We start from the raw sequence: 16,735 nt of genomic DNA, 5'->3' as shown, positions 1-16,735 counted from the left end.
CCGGTCTCAGCCGGTCAGCGCGACCGGCAGTCCGCTTGCGGCCGAGTTCTTGACCGCCTCGATCACCTCGAGCGCTGCCAGCCCGTCGCGCGCCGAGACAAGCGGCGCGGCCTCGCCCCGGACGACGGCGGCGAATTGTTCGATCTGAAGGATCAGCGGATCGGTGAGGTCGAAAGGGAAGCGGGTGGCCGAAAGCGGCTCCCACCAGGATCGCGTCGCCGGGTTGCGCCACAGCGCGAGGTTGGGAAGCGACAGCGAGCCCTCGGTGCCGCCCAGCCAGTAACAATCCTCGGACGTGGCGGGGTAGGCCGGGTTTTCCCGCGCCGTCAGCTCCCAGCTCCAGGGCGCGACGGCGGTGTCGCAGACATTGACCGTACCCAGCGCGCCCGAGGCAAAGCGCAGCAGGATCACCGCGGTCTCTTCGACCTCGTTGCCGCGCACGGCGTTGGATTCCATCGCCTGCACGCTGACCACAGGCCCCACCAGGTGCAGCAGCAGATCGATGTCGTGGATCAGGTTGAGGTAGACCGGCCCGGCGCCTTTCCGGCGCCGCCAGTCGGTGGTGAAATAGCTATCGGGCTTCATGAACCAGGTGGTGCCCTGCACGCTGGCGATCTGGCCCAGACGGCCTTCGTCGATCAGCGCCTTTGCCCGGGCGATCAGCGGGTTGTGCCGCCGGTGGTGGCCAACGGCGGCGGCGACGCCTGCGGCCTCTGCGGCCGCCACGATGCGGCGCGCGCCGGGCAGGTCGGTGGCGATGGGCTTTTCCACCAGCACCGGCAGACCGGCGTCGATACAGGCGAGCGCGCCCGCCTCATGCAGCCTGTTCGGCGTGGCGAGGATCACCCCGTCGATGCCGCCGGCGGCGATCATTTCCTCAAGCGTGAGGTAACCGGGCACGCCGTGCGCCCGGGCCGCGGCCTGGCCGGCTTCGGCGGGATCGACGATGCAGGCCAGGGTCGCCGCGGCCGTCTTGTCGATCGCCTCGATGTGGCGGATGCCGATCAGACCGGCGCCGACGACGGCGAGCTTCGGGCCCTCGGTCATTATCCGGCGGCTCCGGCCAGGGAGCAGATCCGCCGCACGCCGGCGACATAGCCGTCGAGCCCCAGCCCGGCGATCACCGCGTCGGCGCGATGCGAGACATAGGAATGATGGCGAAAGGTCTCGCGCTTGTGGATCTGGCTGATGTGCACCTCCATCACCGGCGCCTCGAAGGCATTGAGCGCGTCGAGGATGGCAATCGAGGTGTGGCTGTAGGCGCCGGGGTTGATGACGATGCCGCAGGCCGCCTCGCGGGCCTGGTGAATCCAGTCGACGATCTGGCCTTCGTGGTTGGATTGCAGCGCCTTGATCTCGAAGCCCTCGGCGCAGGCCTCCTGGCACATGCGCGCCACGTCATCGAGCGTCTCGTGGCCGTAGATCTCCGGCTGGCGCTTGCCCAGAAGGTTCAGGTTGGGGCCGTTGAGCAGGTAGATGGTTTTCATCGCGTGGGTCTTTCGTGTCGGAACGGGAAGAACATGCGGGCCGGCTGGGGCCGCCTAGCCCTGATAGCCAAGCATCCGCGGCAGGAACAGCACCAGGTCGGGCACCAGGATCAGCACCAGCAGCGCCATCACCAGAACCGCAAGGAAAGGCAGCACCTCGCGGATGATCTCGGCCAGGGGGATGCGGGTGACCGCGTTGATGACGAACAACAGGATGCCATAAGGCGGGGTGATCAGCCCGACCATGCAGTTGACCACCGCGACCACGCCGAAATGCACCAGGTCGATGCCCAGTTCGCGGCAGGTCGGAATGAACAGCGGCAGGATGACCAGGATGATAGTCGTCGCATCCAGCACGCAGCCCAGCAGCAGAATCAGCAGGTTGACCCCCAGCAGGAAGGCCAGTGGCGAAATGTTCAGATCGACCATCGCCGCGGCCATCATCGAGGGGATGTTCTCGGAGGCGACGATGAAGTTCAGGATCAGCGCGCCACCGATCACCAGGCCGACGGCGGCCGAGGAGCGGGCGCTTTCGACAAGGATATGGTAGAACGCCCCGAGCGACAGCGCGCGATAGAAGACGGCGGCCAGGATCAGCGCGTAAAAGGCGGCGACGGCGGCGGCCTCTGTCGGCGTGGTGACGCCGCCATAAATGCCGTACAGCAGGATCGCCGGCATCAGCAGCGCCGGAAAGGCATTCACGGTCAGCGCCGGCAAATCCCTCACTGGCACCGGATCTTCGGTGCCGAAGTCGCGGCGGTGGGCAATGAACCAGTTCATCCCCATCAGAACGCTGCCGAGGAACAGGCCCGGCACGATGCCGCCGAGAAACAGGTAGCCGATGGATTCGTTCGAAACCAGCGCATAGAGCACCATCGGGATCGACGGCGGGATGATCGGGCCGATCACCGCAGAGGCGGCAGTGATCGCGGCGGCATAGCCGCGGGTGTAATGCCCCGACTTGACCATCATGTCGATGATCACCTTGCCGATCCCTGCTGCATCCGCCACCGCAGAGCCGGACATGCCGGAAAAGATCAGCGACGCCACCACGTTGACATGGCCCATCCCGCCCTTGAACCGGCCCACGAGCCCGACGCAGAAGCGCAGCAGCCGGTCGCTGATGGTGCCGGCGTTCATGATGTTCGCGGCGACGATGAAAAGCGGCACGGCAAGCAGGATAAAACTCTGATAAACCCCGTCCATCAGTGTCTTGCCGGCGATGCCGATGCTCTGGCCACCGAGAAAGAGATAGACCAGCGAGGCCAGCAGGATCGCATAGGCGACCGGCATGCCGATGCCCGCAAACAGGAAGAGCGAGATCAGGCAGAGCGTGAATTCGAGGCTCATGTATCGTCGGCCTTGTGGATGTCTTTGCCTTTTTCGCGGGCCAGCGCCTCGTAGTGGTGCAGGTCCTCTTCCGCACCTAGGCGCCAGGCCTTCCAGCCGCGGATCGCATAACGAACCGGCACGATCAGGAGAAAGGCGATATAGATCATGTAGATATGCAGCATACGCACATCCGCGCCGAACAGCGTCTCGAGCGTGGCGGTGCGTTTCAGCCGCAGGATGTAGAAACGGTCCCAGGTCGGGCCGATCGAGGCCAGAAGCCCGATGATGATGGCCAGCGCCGCGACGATCACGAACCATTTGCGCAGCGCCGGATTGACGCCCTGATAGAGGATATCAAACGTCACGTGGTCGCGCTCGCGCACGATGAAGGCATTGCCCCAGAACACCAGCCAGATCCACATGAGCAGGCAGAATTCCAGCGTCCAGCCAAAGTTTTCGGGGCTGAGAAAGGGCACCGCTTCGGCGACCCCGGGAACACGCGCCGAATAGCGGATGAAAATCTGGATGATGAAGGTGGCGAACATGGCGGCCATCATCATGGCCGCCATGAATTCTGTCAGGCGGGACGCCCCGTTGATCAACCTCTTCATCGCGGTTTCCCCCGAGGCGCGCTAGATCAATTGCCCAGGGCGTTGATCTTCTCGAGCAGACCCTCGGGCCAGGTCTCGGCATATTCGCTGTCGAGATACATAGTCTGCACCCGCTCGCGGAAGGCCGCGACATCGGGCTCATAAACGGCGAGGCCCTGCTCTTCGAGGAAAGAGCCCAGCTCGGCTTCCTTCTGAAGCTGGTTCTCGCGCGCGAATTCGGCGGTGGCATCGGCAGCGGCCTGCACCACCTCCTGCTGTTCCGGCGTCATGCTGTCCCAGGTCGCCTTGGAGAGCGCCAGATAATTCAGGTCGACCAGGTGCGAGGTCAGGACGATCTGGTTGGTCACCTCGTAGAATTTGGCATCCACCACCGTGGGCAGCGGATTGTCCTGGCCATCGACCGAGCCGGTGGAGAGCGCGGTATATACCTCGGTAAAGGCCATCGGCGTCGGGTTCGCGCCAAGCGCGCGGCCGAGGAACTGCCAGGCGTCGGTGCCCGGCATCCGCAGGTTCACACCGGCCAGATCCTCCGGGGTCATGACGGTCAGCTCATCCTTGGTCTGGCGCAGGTTCACCTGGCGGCGGCCGAGATACATCACGGTCAGAAGCTTGACGCCCAGCTCGTCCTCGGCCTTCTGTTTGAAGTCATCCATCAGCGGATCGTTGAACACCGCCACCTGATGCGCCGCGTCCTGATGCACATAGCCGGCGGTAAAGATCGAGAATTCGGGGAAGAACGTCGCCAGTTCCTGTGCCGAGGTGATCGACATTTCCAGATCGCCCACGGCAATGGCTTCCAGTTCGGTGCCCTGGGCAAAAAGCGTGGCGTTCCAATGCGGCTCGAAATCGGCGATCTCGCTGACCATCGGGCCGAATTTTTCCAGCAGCGCGACAGCGCGCTGATCGGTATCGGACGACACGGCGGACAGGCGCAGCTTGATCTTGTCCTGTGCGGCGGCGGGGGTAAAGGCCAATGCGGTCGCGGTGGCCAGGGCGGCCGCCATCACCGAACGGCGGGCAAATTTCGTGGTCATCAGATTCCTCCCAGTGGTGACACGAGATGCCGCTTTTTTATGCGGTCATAGTGTCAGGTCGCACATTCTTCGATTCGAATCAACGCATGAAGTCAAAAATTTCCGTTGAATAAAGAAATCTCATACGATTTTCATTTTGTATGGTGTTATGGATCGGGCGCCCAGACCGGCGGATTGGCTGCCAGGCTGTCTTCGACTCCGCCGTCGATGTGGCGCCGCAGAACCTCCTTCGCACGCGCCCCGTCGCGGTCGAGGGCCGCCTGCATAAGCTGTTGATGTTGCTCGACGGCAATCGCGCCTCGGAAGGTCAGAGCCAGCATCTGGTAGCGCAGGTAGCGATCAAAGACATTGCCATGCACCGCCATCAACGAGGCCGAGCCGCAGGCGCTGATCAGCGCCTGATGGAACTCCCAATCGTAGCGCTTCCACTCTTCGCGAGCCGAGAGATCGTTGGCCAGCATGCGTTCTTCCATGCGGTGAAGCTTGTGATGCGCGGCCACGACCTGGCCTTCCCATTCGGTATCGCCGGCGGCAAATGACAGGTCCATCGCATGAGATTCCAGCAGGATCCGCAGATCGGCGATTTCCCGCAGCTCCTGCCGCGAGACCCCGGCGACAAAAAATCCGCGCTGGCCGCTGGTTTCGATCAGCCGTTCCGACACTAGGCGGTTGAGCACTTCGCGCAGGGTCGAAACGCTTGCGTTGTAACGGGCTTTCAGCGCCTCCAGCTTCAGCTTTTCGCCGGGCTTGAGATTGCAGAACACGATGTCCCGACGCAGCGCGTCAAAGACCGTGGTAGAGATCGTCTGGTCGTCGGATGGATGTTTCATGAGGGAATTGTAGACAAGCCGCACCGTCATCGCTAGAAAAAATATCCGACGAAATGTCTAATGTCATATGAAGATCGATTTGTTGGCCCGTTCGCGGGCCGGCCCGTGATCTGGCTATCGGGAGCGGTGGAATGGTCGATATCAACGGACAGACCCGCCTCATCGCGCATCTCGGCGTGCCGACCGAGAGCTTCAAGGCGCCGATGATCTACAACCCGTGGTTCGCCCATCGCGGCATCAATGCGGCGGTCGTGCCGATGGGTTGCGATGTGGGCGATTTTCCCGACTTCCTGCGGCTGGTGTTCCGGCTGCGCAACATCGGCGGTGCGCTGGTCACCATGCCGCACAAGGTTGCCACCGTAGGCCTGCTTGATCAGGCGAGCGTTGCGGTGCGGATCTGCGGGGCCTGCAACGCGGTGCGGCGCGATGACGAAGGCCGACTTGTCGGCGACATGTTCGACGGCGAAGGTTTTGTTCGCGGCGTGCTGCGCAAGGGCCGACGGGTCGCAGGCGCGTCGGCGCTGGTGGTCGGAGCCGGCGGCGTGGGCTCTGCGATTGCCGCCTCGCTTGCGGCGGCAGGGGCGGCGCGCATCGGCCTGCATGACGTCAGTGCCGGGGCCGCCGAGGGGCTCGGGGCGCGGCTGCGGCAGCATTATCCCGCGTGCGAGATCCTGACCGGATCGAAGGATCCCGCGGGCTTTGACATCGTGGTCAACGCGACGCCGCTGGGCATGCGGCCGGGCGATCCGCTGCCGCTGAACCCGGAGCGGATCGACCCGACGACCCTGGTGGGCGAGGTGGTGATGAAGGTGCAGGAAACGCCGCTGCTGGCCGCCGCTCGTGCCAGGGGCTGCGAGACCCAGGTCGGCACCGACATGCTGTTCGAGCAGATCCCTGCCTACCTCGAATTCTTTTGCCTGCCGTCGACGACGCCGGAAGAGTTGCGGCGGCTGGCGCGGATCGAATATTGAGCGTCAGCCCGCCGGGATCACCACGGCGCGCTGACTGTTGTTGAGTGGCGTCAAAGGCGCGCGCAGACGCTCCCAGGCGGGTTCGGCGGATTTCTCTGCCAGCATCGCCTTGAGCGCCGGGATCACCGGCACCGAGACAATCCGGGTGACCTCTTCTGACAGGGCGCGGTCTTCCGTGGCGCTGTCGAAAAGCTGTTTCAGCCGCCTGGGGCAGAGGTTGGCGACGCCCGAAATCGCCCCGCCGCCGCCCAGGGCCGCCGCACGGTGCAGCAGGCGTTCGTCGCCGATCAGCACCGGAATCGTGTTGAGGCCGAGCAGGGCCTCGGCGTTGCCCCAGTCGCCGGAGCTGTCCTTGATCGCACGGATGCGCGCGGGGAAATCGGCGACCAGCCGGCCGACCAGGGCGACCGAAAGCGGGACGCCCGTGACCTGGGGGATATGATAGAGGATGTACCTCGCGCGGCTGTCGCAGCGGGCGAACAATTCGGCGTGCCAGTCGTAAAGCCCGTCATCACCGTTGCCTTTGAAGTAGAACGGCGGCAGCAGCAGGAAATTCTCGATCCCCTGCGCCAGCCCTTCCTCGACCTGCGTTGCTGCATCTTCGACCGACGGGGCACATATGCCCAGCACGATGCGCGCGCGCGGCACGGCGGAATTGGTCAGTGCGTCGATGCCGCGCAGGCGCGCCTGCCGGCCGATCGAGGCGCCTTCGCCGGTCGTGCCATAAAGCGCCACGCCGTCCGCACCCTCGGCCAACAGGGCTTCGGCGTGCCGGACAAGGAGGTCGGTATCGATGTCGCCACGCTCGGTGAACGGTGTCAGCAGTGCGGTGTAAATCCCGAATCTTTCCACGATGATCCTCCCTCCGGTCTGGCTGCCACTAGCCGTGACAACCGCAGGATAGTCAATCGCGCATCCCGCGACCGCAAAGCAGAACGGCCCGGGCAGGCCGGCGTCAGGCCACCCGCCCGGTGCTGCGGATCCCGGAGATCGCCTGGATCAGATTGTCTTCGGTGACCTCGTCAGAGGTAAAGGTCCGCATGATCCGGCCGGAATACATCGCGACGATCCGGTCGCTGACATGCAGCACCTCGGGCATTTCCGAAGAGATCACGATCACAGCATAACCCTGTGCGGCCAGATCGCGGATCAGATTGTGGATTTCGGATTTCGATCCGACATCAATGCCCCGCGTCGGCTCATCCACGATCAGGACACGCGGATGCATCGACAGCCATTTGCCGATCACGATCTTCTGCTGGTTGCCGCCAGAGAGATTGCCGACGAGCTGTTTCCAGCCCGGCGTGCGAATGTCGAGCTTGTCGCGGTACTGGTCGAAAATCGCCACCTCGGAGCCTTCGGCGACGAAGGGCCCGGCCGTGAGATCGTCGACCTGCGGCAGGGTCATGTTGTCACGGCAATTCATGCCCAGCACCAGCCCCTGGCCCTTGCGATCCTCGGGCACAAGCGAAATGCCGAGGGCGATGGCGTCGGCCGGGGAGTTGATGCGCACCTCTGCCCCATCGAGCAGAATGCTGCCGGCAGAGGGGTCGCGCAGGCCGAACAGGGTCTCGGCAATCTCGGTGCGTCCCGCGCCGACCAGCCCGTAGAACCCCACCACCTCGCCGCTGCGCACCTCGAAATCGATTTCCTGAAACAGCGGCCCGCAGGAAAGCCCGCGCACCTCAAGCGCCACGTCGCCAAGCGTGTGATGGCTGACATTGCGGCTGAGGTCGAGACTGCGGCCGATCATCAGCTGGGTGACCTCTTCCTCGGTGGTCTCGGCGGTGTCGAGCGTGCCGCGATACTGGCCGTCGCGCAGCACGCTGATCCGGTCGGTGATCTTGAAGATTTCCTCCATCCGGTGCGAGATATAGATGATGCCGACACCGGCGGATTGCAGATCGGCGATCACGTCGAACAATACCACCTTTTCCGCATCGGTGAGCGAGGCGGTGGGCTCGTCGAAGATCACCGCCTTGGCCTCGACCGTCAGGGCGCGGGCAATCTCGACCATCTGCTGGTTGGCGATCGACAGGTCACCAACCCGGGTCCGGGCGTCGAAGCTCACCTTGAGCTTTTTCAGGATCGCATCGGTGCGGGCATATAGCCGGTCCCAGTCGACCAGCCCGAAGCGCTTGCGCGGCAATTCGCCCAGATAGATGTTCTCGGCCACCGTCAGCTCTTCGGCGAGGCTCAACTCCTGGTGGATGAAGACGATGCCCTTGGCCTTGGCCTCGAGCGGGCCGGACATGACGACCGGTCGCTCGCCAACGATGATCTTGCCGGCGTCGGGCTGGTGAATGCCGCCCAGCACTTTCATCAGGGTGGATTTGCCGGCGCCGTTTTCGCCCATCAGCGCATGCACTTCGCCCGGCATGACGGAGAACGACACACCGTCGAGCGCACGCACCCCGGGAAAGGTCTTGACGATGCCTTCGAGCCGCAGGGCAGGGGTGTCATCGGTCATATCTTCAGCTCCTCTTTGCCCTTGACGTTCAGCTGCCTGTCGAGAAACAGCACCGCGATCAGGATCAGGCCGATGACGAGGTTCACCGTCGATGTATCGGCACCGATATGGGCCAGCCCCTTGCGCAGCAGCTGGATTGCCAGCACGCCGCCAAAGGTCGATACGATCGAACCCGCGCCGCCGGCCAGCTTGGTGCCGCCCAGCACCACGGCCGTGATCACCCAGAGCTCGTAGAGCTCGCCGTCATTGGGATTGACCGAGCCGCTTTCGGAATAGAACACCACCGCCGAGAGCGCCGCCAGAAAACCGATGATCATGAAGTTGATCATCATGTGCGGACCGACCCGGATACCGGCATTGACCGCCGCTTCGCGGTTGTCACCGATGGCATAGGCGTTGCGGCCGTGCACAGTGCGGTTCATCAGGAACCAGATCACCGCCGTCACGATCAGCAGAAACCAGGTGGCCGTGTGCAGCCAGAGAAACTGCGCCTCGGCGAAATCCACCAATGTCCAGTTGAGATGCGAGGTCGGCTGTTCGCCGTTGTACATGAAGACCAGCCCGCGATAGCCGAGCATCGAGCCGAGGGTGACGATGAAGGCATCGACCCCGGTTTTCCAGACGATCAGCCCGTTCAGCGCGCCCAGGGCAACCCCGGTCAGCAGTGCCAGCAGCCAGGCCACGGGGATCACCGCATCGCCGAGACCGGCAAAGACCGGCCAGCTCATCGCATCCAGAAGCACGATGGCGCAGATCGCATAGGTGGCGCCGACCGAGAGATCGATATTGCCGTTGATCATGATCACCGTCATGCCCATGGCGATGATGCCGATCGGCGCCGACTGCTTGAACAGCAGCAGCATGTTGTCGAAATCCATGAAGGCCTTTTCGCTCAGCGACAGGAACTCGCCCGCCACCGAAAAGAAGATCAGCTCGAGCACGATAAAGCCCCAGATGGCGCCGCGCTTGAGAAAGGTCGAAAGCGTTCCGGGTTGCATGGTCATCCTCCTTCAGGCGATCGGCGACAAGAGCTTGCCGCGTTTGGCCGCGACATCGAGCCAGACGGCGAGGATGATGATCACCCAGGTCACCACATACTGGACATAGAATTGCAGGCCGACCAGCAGCAGGCCGTTCTGGATGAAGCCCAGGATCAGCACGCCGATCACGGTCTTGAAGATCGTGCCCGACCCGCCCAGAAGCGATGCGCCGCCAAGGATCACCGCCGCCAGAACCTCCAGCTCCAGCCCCTGGCCGACGGTGTTCTGCGAGCCCAGCGAACGGCTGGCCTGGATCAGCCCGGCGGTGGCCACGCAGAAGGCCGACATCAGGTAGCAGGCGAAGACCACGCGCGCCCGTCGGATGCCGGAAAAGGTGGCCGCGGTGCCATTGCCGCCCACCGCATAGACCTTGCGGCCGAAGGGCGTCCGGGCCAGGATTGTTCCCAGCACGGCGGCCAGCAGCAGAAAGATCAGGATCGGCACCGGGATGCCCAGGGCCTCGCCCTGGCCGAAGACCGAAAACCAGGTTCCCGCCTTGTCGGCGATGTCCATGTTCTGGCCGCCGGAATAGGTCAGCGTCAGCCCGTGGATCGCCGAGAGCATGCCGAGGGTGACTATCAGCGAGTTGAGCTTGAGATAACCCACCAGAAAGCCGATGAAGGCGCCGAGGCAGAGGGTCATGGCGAACATCGCCGGGATTGCCAGCGTCGGGCCGAGCTTGTCGTGCAGGTCGAGCACCACGATGGTCGAGAACGACATCATCGAACCGACCGACAGGTCGAGATTGCCGCTGATGACCACGAAGGTCACCCCCAGCGCCATGACGCCGAGAATGGCCGAGGACCGGACCACGCCCAGGATATTGTCAGGGTCCAGAAAGCGCTGATTGGCCAGCGTGAACCCGATGATAAAGAGCGCAAAGGCTACCAGGATGCCCTGGCGGGCCAGAAAGCCCCCGATCTGTGTCTTGGTGACGCTTGTCATGCGGTCCTCCCCTGCGGCGCGCTCCCGGCGCCGTTCCTGTCAACCAGCCGAACGGTGGCGCCCCTGCCTGCGGAGCGCCCCGCTCAGACCAAAGTCATGCCGCCGTCGATCATCACGATCTGGCCGGTCATGTAGTCGCTGTCGCGCGAGGCCAGAAAGGTTGTCGTGCCGGTGATGTCCTCCGGCCTGGCGACGCGGCCCCGGAGGATCTCGGCGGAAAACTCCTCCATCGCCTGGCCCGGTTTCTGCGCCGCACCGATGGCCAGCAGGTCGCGGTCGACCTCTTCCCACATTTCGGTGGCCACGACGCCCGGCGCAAAGCCCGTGACGGTGATATCATGTTTCGCCAGATCGCGCGCCCCGGATTGGGTCAGCGAAACAACCCCCCATTTGCTGGCGCAATAGGGCGCGACATTGTCAAACCCCTGGCGGCTGGCGATCGAGGCGGTGTTGATGATCTTGCCCGGCGTGCCTTGGCGAATGAATTGCTTGGCCGCCTCCTGCATGCCGATCATGCAGCCCAGCCCGTTGACGCGCATGATGAAATTCCAGTTGTCCTCGGTTACTTCGAGAAAGTTCATCGGCTTGTTGACGCCGGCATTGTTGAACTTGACGTCGAGCTTTCCGAAGACGGCCACCGCCTTGTCGATCATGGCGCGCACCTGGGCGCGGTCGGCGACATCAACGGCGGCCCAGGTCACCTTGCCGCCGGTCTCGGCGGCGCGCGGCGCGTTCCGGTCGGCGACCAGTTGCACCAGATCACCGTTGATATCGGCAAAGCAGACGTCTGCGCCCTCGTCGAGCAGCGCTTCGCCGATGGCCCGGCCGATACCGCGCGCGGCGCCGGTCACGATGCAGGAACGGTTCGACACTCGGCCCATGCTCGCCTCCCTGGGGTGACAACCTTCGGTGAAAACGGGCGCGGGCCAAGGCCGCGCCCGAGGCAGACCCTGAAGGCCTCAGAACACCGGTTTGGTGTAGTCGCCCATGTTGTCCTGGGTGATCTTCGGCGTGTCGAAGTAGTTCAGGAAAGGCACCTCCTTGCCCTCGAGCACATCGACCGCGGTCTTCAGCGCGGCTTCGGCGTCGTCCACCGGCGACTGGTAGATCGACCCCCAGTATTCGCCACGCTCCATCGCCTCGTAGCCGACCGAGAAATTGGTGGCGCCGACAAAGATGATGCCGTCGCGGCCGGCAGCCTTGGCGGCATTCAGGGCGCCGACGCCCATGTTGTCGTCGCCGGAATAGACGCCGTCGATGTCATCGTATTTGACCAGGAAGGCTTCCATCACCTTCTGCGATTTCTCGCGGTTCCAGTCGCCCGGCTGGGTCTCGACCAGTGTCACGTTCGGGCAGACCTCGGGCAGGCGGTCGTCAAAACCCTTCTGGCGCTCGATGGCGGTGGTATAGCCGGGCTGGCCCGAGATCTGCACCACGCGGGCCTCGTCTTCGATGCCCATCTCCTTGAATTTGTCGCACATGATCTCGGCCGAGCGCGAGCCCTGGGTGATATTGTCGGGGCCCGAGAAGGAGGCCACGAAATCGAAACCTTCCTCTGCGATGTTGGAATTGGTCACGATCACCGGGATGCCGGCCTTGTGCGCCTTGCGGACGGCGGGGATCACCGCCTCGCCATTGGTCGGCCAGATGATGATGGCATCGACCTCCTGCTGGATCAGGTCTTCCATCTGGGCGATCTGGCGCGCGACGTCGCCGCCGGCGTCGAGCACCACGGCTTCGACGTCGGGGTTGGCCTCGGCCGCGGCAATGAACGATTTTTCGTAGGTGGTCTGGTAGCTGTCGACGCCGACGTTGTTCTGGGTGATGCCGATCTTGTAGCCGCCATGGCCGCCCGCGAACGCGGCACCGGCAAGCGCGGCAGTGGCGGCGGACGCGGCAAGAACTCTGCGAAGTGTCATTTGGGTCTCCTCCCGGGTTGTCTCGTTCACGGCCTGTGACAAGGCCAATCCCCCTCCTCCTCGGGGAATCATCATCCGGTGCGCCGGACGACTGACGACAGAGTGCGCCGTCTCCCGGTTCGGGAACTTAGCGAAAATGTCCAAAATGAGCGCCTGTGTATCCAAATTGGATAATTTCGCGATACGCTGCAACGATCAATTTGAACAATCTGCGGGAGGTGATGGCATGGGCAAATCCAGATCATCCAAATTGAGCGAAACCGCGGCCGGAAGGCCCCAGGCGACACGAAAGGGCTGGTCTCCCGAGATGAATGCAATGGGCACACATACGGACACCCGCATGCAGACCCAGCTTGCCTCCGGCGAGATGCTTCAGATTCTGTCCTATCTGGAGGATTGCAGCGACGAGCTCGACCACACCATCGAGCTCAACGCCCCGAACCCGGTGTTCCGCATGGCGCTGCATGTGATCAAGGGGCACCTGGAGGCCAAGATCGTCACGCCCACCTCGCTGATCGCCGCCGCCAATGTGCCTTATGCCACTGCCAGCCGGCGGCTGAAGGAGATGATCGATGCCGGGCTGATTGACCAGCGGCCGCGCACCAAGTCGGGCAAGAGCTTCTCGATGCATCCCAGCGACAAGATGATGGACCAATGGACCCGGATCTCGGGCCGGGTGCGCCGGCTGACCGAGACCTATTTCGGCTCCGGGGCAAAGGCCGCCGAGGACCGCGACTATTACTTTGGCGGCTCTTACATGACCGCCCGTTCGATTCCGCCGATCCAGGTACTGCCCGAGCCGTTGAAGGTGGCGGGCGGCATTCGGGTGCTCGTGCATGGCGACCCGACCTTCATGGTGATGGAAAACCTCAAACGCCAGTTCGAACAGGTGATCGGCACGCAGATTCACCAGCGCGCCTTTTCGATCGACCGGCTGCGCGAGGAAGCGTTGCGCAATGCCGAACGCAAGGCGAGCCGCTATGACATCATCGCGCTCGATCTGCCCTGGGTTGGCGAATTTGCCGACAAGTCGGTTCTGATGCCGCTGGATGACGTGATCGATGTCGCGGCCGTCGATCCGGCCGATTTTCACACCGCCGGCTGGAAGGCGGCCCATTGGGGTGGCCGGCCTTATGGTGTGCCCGCCCAGACCACGCCCGAGCTGCTGTTCTATCGCCGCGACCTCTTTGCCGAGGCCGGGCTGGAACCGCCGGGCACGACCGACCAGCTGCTCGAGGCCGCGCGGCGGATGCACGACCCGCAGAAAGGCCGCTATGGCATCGCCTGGAACGCGGCCCGGGGCACCGCGCTTGGCCATACCTTCCTGATGACCCTGGCGGATTTCGGCCAGCCCGTGCTCGATCTGCCGGAAGCTGCCGGCGGCTTTGACACCGACGGGCTGGCCGACCGCGGCTATCGCGTCACCATCGACACCGACAAGGGGCTGCTGGCGGCGGACTTCCTGATGGAGCTGCTGCGCTATTCGCCGCCCGACATTCTGTCGATGTCCTGGTACGAACGGGTGCGGCCCTTTGCGGCCGGCAAGATCGCCATGGCCTATGGCTACACCCTGCTCGCCCCCTATTTCGAGCTTGATCCCTCGTCGCCGGCCTATGGCCAGACCGGCTATCTGCCGCATCCGCACGGGCCGGGCGCCACCAACGTGGCGCCGGTGGGCGGCTATGTGATGGGCATCCCGGCCAATCTGGCCCCCGAGCGGGTGCCGGCCGCGGCCGAGGCGCTGCGCGTCTTTACCAGCCCCGAGGCGCAGAAGCTCTTTGTCCAGAACGGCAGCCGCACCAACCCGCGCTATTCCGTGGCTTCCGATGCCGAAGTGCGCCGCGCCTCGCCGATCTTCGAGGCGGTGGACGCCATGTCCTGGCGCGACGAGTTGCAATTCTGGCCGCGCCCGCCGGTGCCCGAGATCACCGGCATCATCCAGATCTGCGGCGAGGAATTCCACGACATGCTGCGCGGGCTGACCGCGCCGCGCGATGCGCTGCGCCGCGCCCAGGAGCGGGCCGAGGCGCTGATCCACACAACCGGACCAACCTGATCTGAGGAGGAGAGAGCCATGGACCCCGACCGCCTGAAAGGCAAGAACATCCTGATCACCGGCGCCGCCCGTGGCATGGGCGCGGCCAATGCCGAGGCCTTCGCCGCCCAGGGCGCCAATGTCTGCATCGCCGATCTCGACGGTGATGCGGCGCAGGAGATGGCCGATCAGATCAACGCCGCCGGAAACGGCCGGGCGATCGCCGTCAGCGCCGATGTCACCCGGCGCGCCGACAATGCCGCCGCCGTCGCCGCCACGGTCGAGGCCTTCGGGTCGATCAACGTCGGGCTCTTCAATGCTGGTCTCAACAAGCCCCGGTTCTTCATGGATATCGACGAAGACAACTGGGACATGATCATGAACGTCAACACCAAGGCAATGTGGCTTGGCATGCAGGAAACCGCCCGCCAGATGATCGCCCAGGGCCCGATGGAGGATCACCCCTACAAGATCATCAACGTCGGCTCCATCGCCTCGCGCAAGCCGCTGGTCGATGTGACGGTCTATTGCACCTCAAAATACGGCTGTCTGGCGCTGACCCATTGCGGCGCGCTGGGGCTCGCGGAGCACAAGATCACCGTCAACGGCTATGCGCCCGGCGTGGTGGTGACGCCGCTCTGGGAACAGCTCGACAAGGACCTCGTGGACATCGGCTTCAAGGAGCGCGAGGGCCAGGCCTATGACGACATCGTGCGCGACGCGCTTCAGATCAAGCGGGTGTCCTATCCCGAGGACATCACCGGCACCGCGTCCTTTCTGGCCAGCGACGACAGCGACTACATGACCGGCCAGATGATCCACATCGACGGCGGCTGGTGCATCCAGTGACGCCCTGAGCGGCGCCAGCGCCGCCGCCCTTTCCGCCACAGACCGACCATCCGGTGCGTGCCGCCACGCGCCCCAAGGAGTATTGCCATGAACCGCGCCCTGACCCCCAATGTCCTCACCCCGCAGGACCTTGACCCCAACTGGCAATGGCAAGGCCGCCTGCCTGCCCTGGGGTTTTCCTCGGTGGATTTCGAACGCCGGATCGACCACGACCGCCTGCGCCGCTACCGGCTGAGCCGCACCCGTCAGGCGCTCCAGGCCAGCGATGCCGGCTCGCTTCTGCTGTTTGACGTCAACAACATCCGCTATGTCTCGGCCACCAAGATCGGCGAATGGGAACGCGACAAGATGTGCCGTTTCTGCCTGCTGACCGGCGACGACGCGCCTTACGTCTGGGATTTCGGCTCCGCCGCAGTACACCACAAGAAGTTCTCGGACTGGCTGATCCCCGATCATTGCCGCGCCGGTGTCGTCGGCATGCGGGGCACGATCCCGCCCAGCTTCGGGTTGATGAAGAAATACGCCGAAGAGATTGCCGGGCTGATCGAGGACGCCGGCATGAAGGATATGCCGGTGGGGTTGGATTATGCCGAAACGGCGATGTTTCACGCGCTCAAGGAGGCCGGGCTCAACGTGGTCGACGGCCAGCAGATCATGCTCGGCGCCCGCGAGATCAAGAACTGGGACGAGATCCAGCTTCTGACCCAGGCAGCCAGCATGGTCGATGGCGTCTATCACATGATCTACGAAGAGCTGAAACCGGGCATCCGCGAGAATGACATCGTCGCGATGTCGAACAAGCTGCTCTACGAGATGGGATCGGACGATGTCGAGGCGATCAACGCCATTTCCGGCGAGCGTTGCAACCCGCATCCGCATAATTTCACCGACCGGCTGTTCCGCCCCGGCGATCAGGCGTTTTTCGATATCCTGCAATCCTATCAGGGCTATCGCACCTGCTATTACCGGACCTTCAATATCGGCACGTCGACGCCCGCGCAGCAGGATGCTTATGTCAAGGCGCGCGAATGGATCGACGCCTCGATCGAAGCGATCAAGCCGGGGGTGACGACCGATCAGGTGGCTCGGCTCTGGCCCAAGGCGCATGAATTCGGCTTTCCCGACGAGCTGTCGGCCTTCGGCCTGCAATTCGGTCACGGGCTGGGGCTGGCGCTGCACGAACGCCCGATCATCTCGCGCGCGGTCTCGCTC

16 protein-coding genes are annotated in these 16,735 nt (G+C 63.9%); 4 read left to right on the top strand and 12 right to left on the bottom strand.

Annotated elements, in window-relative coordinates:
- Positions 1–6: 6 nt before the first annotated feature.
- The 6 genes from BMW90_RS13270 to BMW90_RS13245 all read right to left on the bottom strand — a co-directional run bounded on the left by BMW90_RS13270 (position 7) and on the right by BMW90_RS13245 (position 5,294).
- The gene (locus BMW90_RS13270; RefSeq protein ID WP_074837048.1) at positions 7–1,047 is read right to left on the bottom strand and encodes a Gfo/Idh/MocA family protein; all 1,041 of its coding nucleotides are present in this window, start codon (positions 1,045–1,047) and stop codon (positions 7–9) included.
- A complete protein-coding gene (gene aroQ, locus BMW90_RS13265) occupies positions 1,047–1,487 on the bottom strand; it encodes a type II 3-dehydroquinate dehydratase (RefSeq protein WP_048534885.1) in 441 nt (146 codons plus the stop codon). Before aroQ ends, BMW90_RS13270 begins: the two co-directional genes overlap by 1 nt.
- Positions 1,488–1,541: 54 nt before the next feature.
- Entirely contained in the window at positions 1,542–2,837 is a 1,296-nt protein-coding gene (locus BMW90_RS13260; protein WP_074837047.1) for a TRAP transporter large permease, read from the bottom strand.
- Positions 2,834–3,430: a TRAP transporter small permease gene (locus BMW90_RS13255; RefSeq protein ID WP_074837046.1), complete on the bottom strand. Its 597-nt coding sequence runs from the start codon at positions 3,428–3,430 to the stop codon at positions 2,834–2,836. The genes BMW90_RS13260 and BMW90_RS13255 overlap by 4 nt, the downstream gene beginning before the upstream one ends.
- Positions 3,431–3,456: 26 nt before the next feature.
- Entirely contained in the window at positions 3,457–4,464 is a 1,008-nt protein-coding gene (dctP, locus tag BMW90_RS13250) for a TRAP transporter substrate-binding protein DctP (RefSeq protein ID WP_048534888.1), read from the bottom strand.
- 146 nt (positions 4,465–4,610) lie between these two features.
- A complete protein-coding gene (locus tag BMW90_RS13245; RefSeq protein ID WP_048535118.1) occupies positions 4,611–5,294 on the bottom strand; it encodes a GntR family transcriptional regulator in 684 nt (227 codons plus the stop codon).
- A 131-nt stretch (positions 5,295–5,425) separates the two neighbouring features.
- On the opposite strand from BMW90_RS13245, the gene BMW90_RS13240 reads away from it, so the two are divergent.
- Entirely contained in the window at positions 5,426–6,265 is an 840-nt protein-coding gene (locus BMW90_RS13240) for a shikimate dehydrogenase family protein (RefSeq protein WP_074837045.1), read from the top strand.
- A gap of 3 nt (positions 6,266–6,268) precedes the next feature.
- On the opposite strand, the gene BMW90_RS13235 is transcribed toward BMW90_RS13240, so the two are convergent.
- The 6 genes from BMW90_RS13235 to BMW90_RS13210 all read right to left on the bottom strand — a co-directional run bounded on the left by BMW90_RS13235 (position 6,269) and on the right by BMW90_RS13210 (position 12,639).
- On the bottom strand, positions 6,269–7,117 hold the full coding sequence (locus BMW90_RS13235) for a dihydrodipicolinate synthase family protein (protein ID WP_170850548.1): 849 nt from the start codon (positions 7,115–7,117) through the stop codon (positions 6,269–6,271).
- A 103-nt stretch (positions 7,118–7,220) separates the two neighbouring features.
- Positions 7,221–8,735, bottom strand: coding sequence for a sugar ABC transporter ATP-binding protein (locus tag BMW90_RS13230; protein WP_074837043.1), 1,515 nt, complete (start codon positions 8,733–8,735; stop codon positions 7,221–7,223).
- Positions 8,732–9,733: an ABC transporter permease gene (locus BMW90_RS13225; protein WP_048534893.1), complete on the bottom strand. Its 1,002-nt coding sequence runs from the start codon at positions 9,731–9,733 to the stop codon at positions 8,732–8,734. The genes BMW90_RS13230 and BMW90_RS13225 overlap by 4 nt, the downstream gene beginning before the upstream one ends.
- Before the next feature lie 12 nt (positions 9,734–9,745).
- Entirely contained in the window at positions 9,746–10,720 is a 975-nt protein-coding gene (locus BMW90_RS13220; RefSeq protein ID WP_048534895.1) for an ABC transporter permease, read from the bottom strand.
- A gap of 83 nt (positions 10,721–10,803) precedes the next feature.
- Positions 10,804–11,601, bottom strand: coding sequence for an SDR family NAD(P)-dependent oxidoreductase (locus BMW90_RS13215; RefSeq protein WP_074837042.1), 798 nt, complete (start codon positions 11,599–11,601; stop codon positions 10,804–10,806).
- A gap of 78 nt (positions 11,602–11,679) precedes the next feature.
- Positions 11,680–12,639, bottom strand: a complete 960-nt coding sequence (locus BMW90_RS13210) for a sugar ABC transporter substrate-binding protein (RefSeq protein WP_048534898.1) — start codon at positions 12,637–12,639, stop codon at positions 11,680–11,682.
- Between the two features lie 340 nt (positions 12,640–12,979).
- Between BMW90_RS13210 and BMW90_RS13205 the strand changes: the two genes are divergently transcribed.
- From BMW90_RS13205 to BMW90_RS13195, 3 genes are all read left to right on the top strand, one after another.
- A complete protein-coding gene (locus tag BMW90_RS13205) occupies positions 12,980–14,695 on the top strand; it encodes an extracellular solute-binding protein (RefSeq protein ID WP_244526501.1) in 1,716 nt (571 codons plus the stop codon).
- A gap of 18 nt (positions 14,696–14,713) precedes the next feature.
- On the top strand, positions 14,714–15,523 hold the full coding sequence (locus BMW90_RS13200; protein WP_074837040.1) for an SDR family NAD(P)-dependent oxidoreductase: 810 nt from the start codon (positions 14,714–14,716) through the stop codon (positions 15,521–15,523).
- Positions 15,524–15,610: 87 nt separating this feature from the next.
- A partial coding sequence (locus BMW90_RS13195; protein WP_074837039.1) for a M24 family metallopeptidase occupies positions 15,611–16,735 on the top strand: 1,125 nt, incomplete at its 3' end.

The organism is Marinovum algicola (assembly GCF_900109145.1).
Classification (GTDB): Bacteria; Pseudomonadota; Alphaproteobacteria; order Rhodobacterales; family Rhodobacteraceae; genus Marinovum; species Marinovum algicola.
This window is presented reverse-complemented; position numbering and strand designations above follow the sequence as displayed.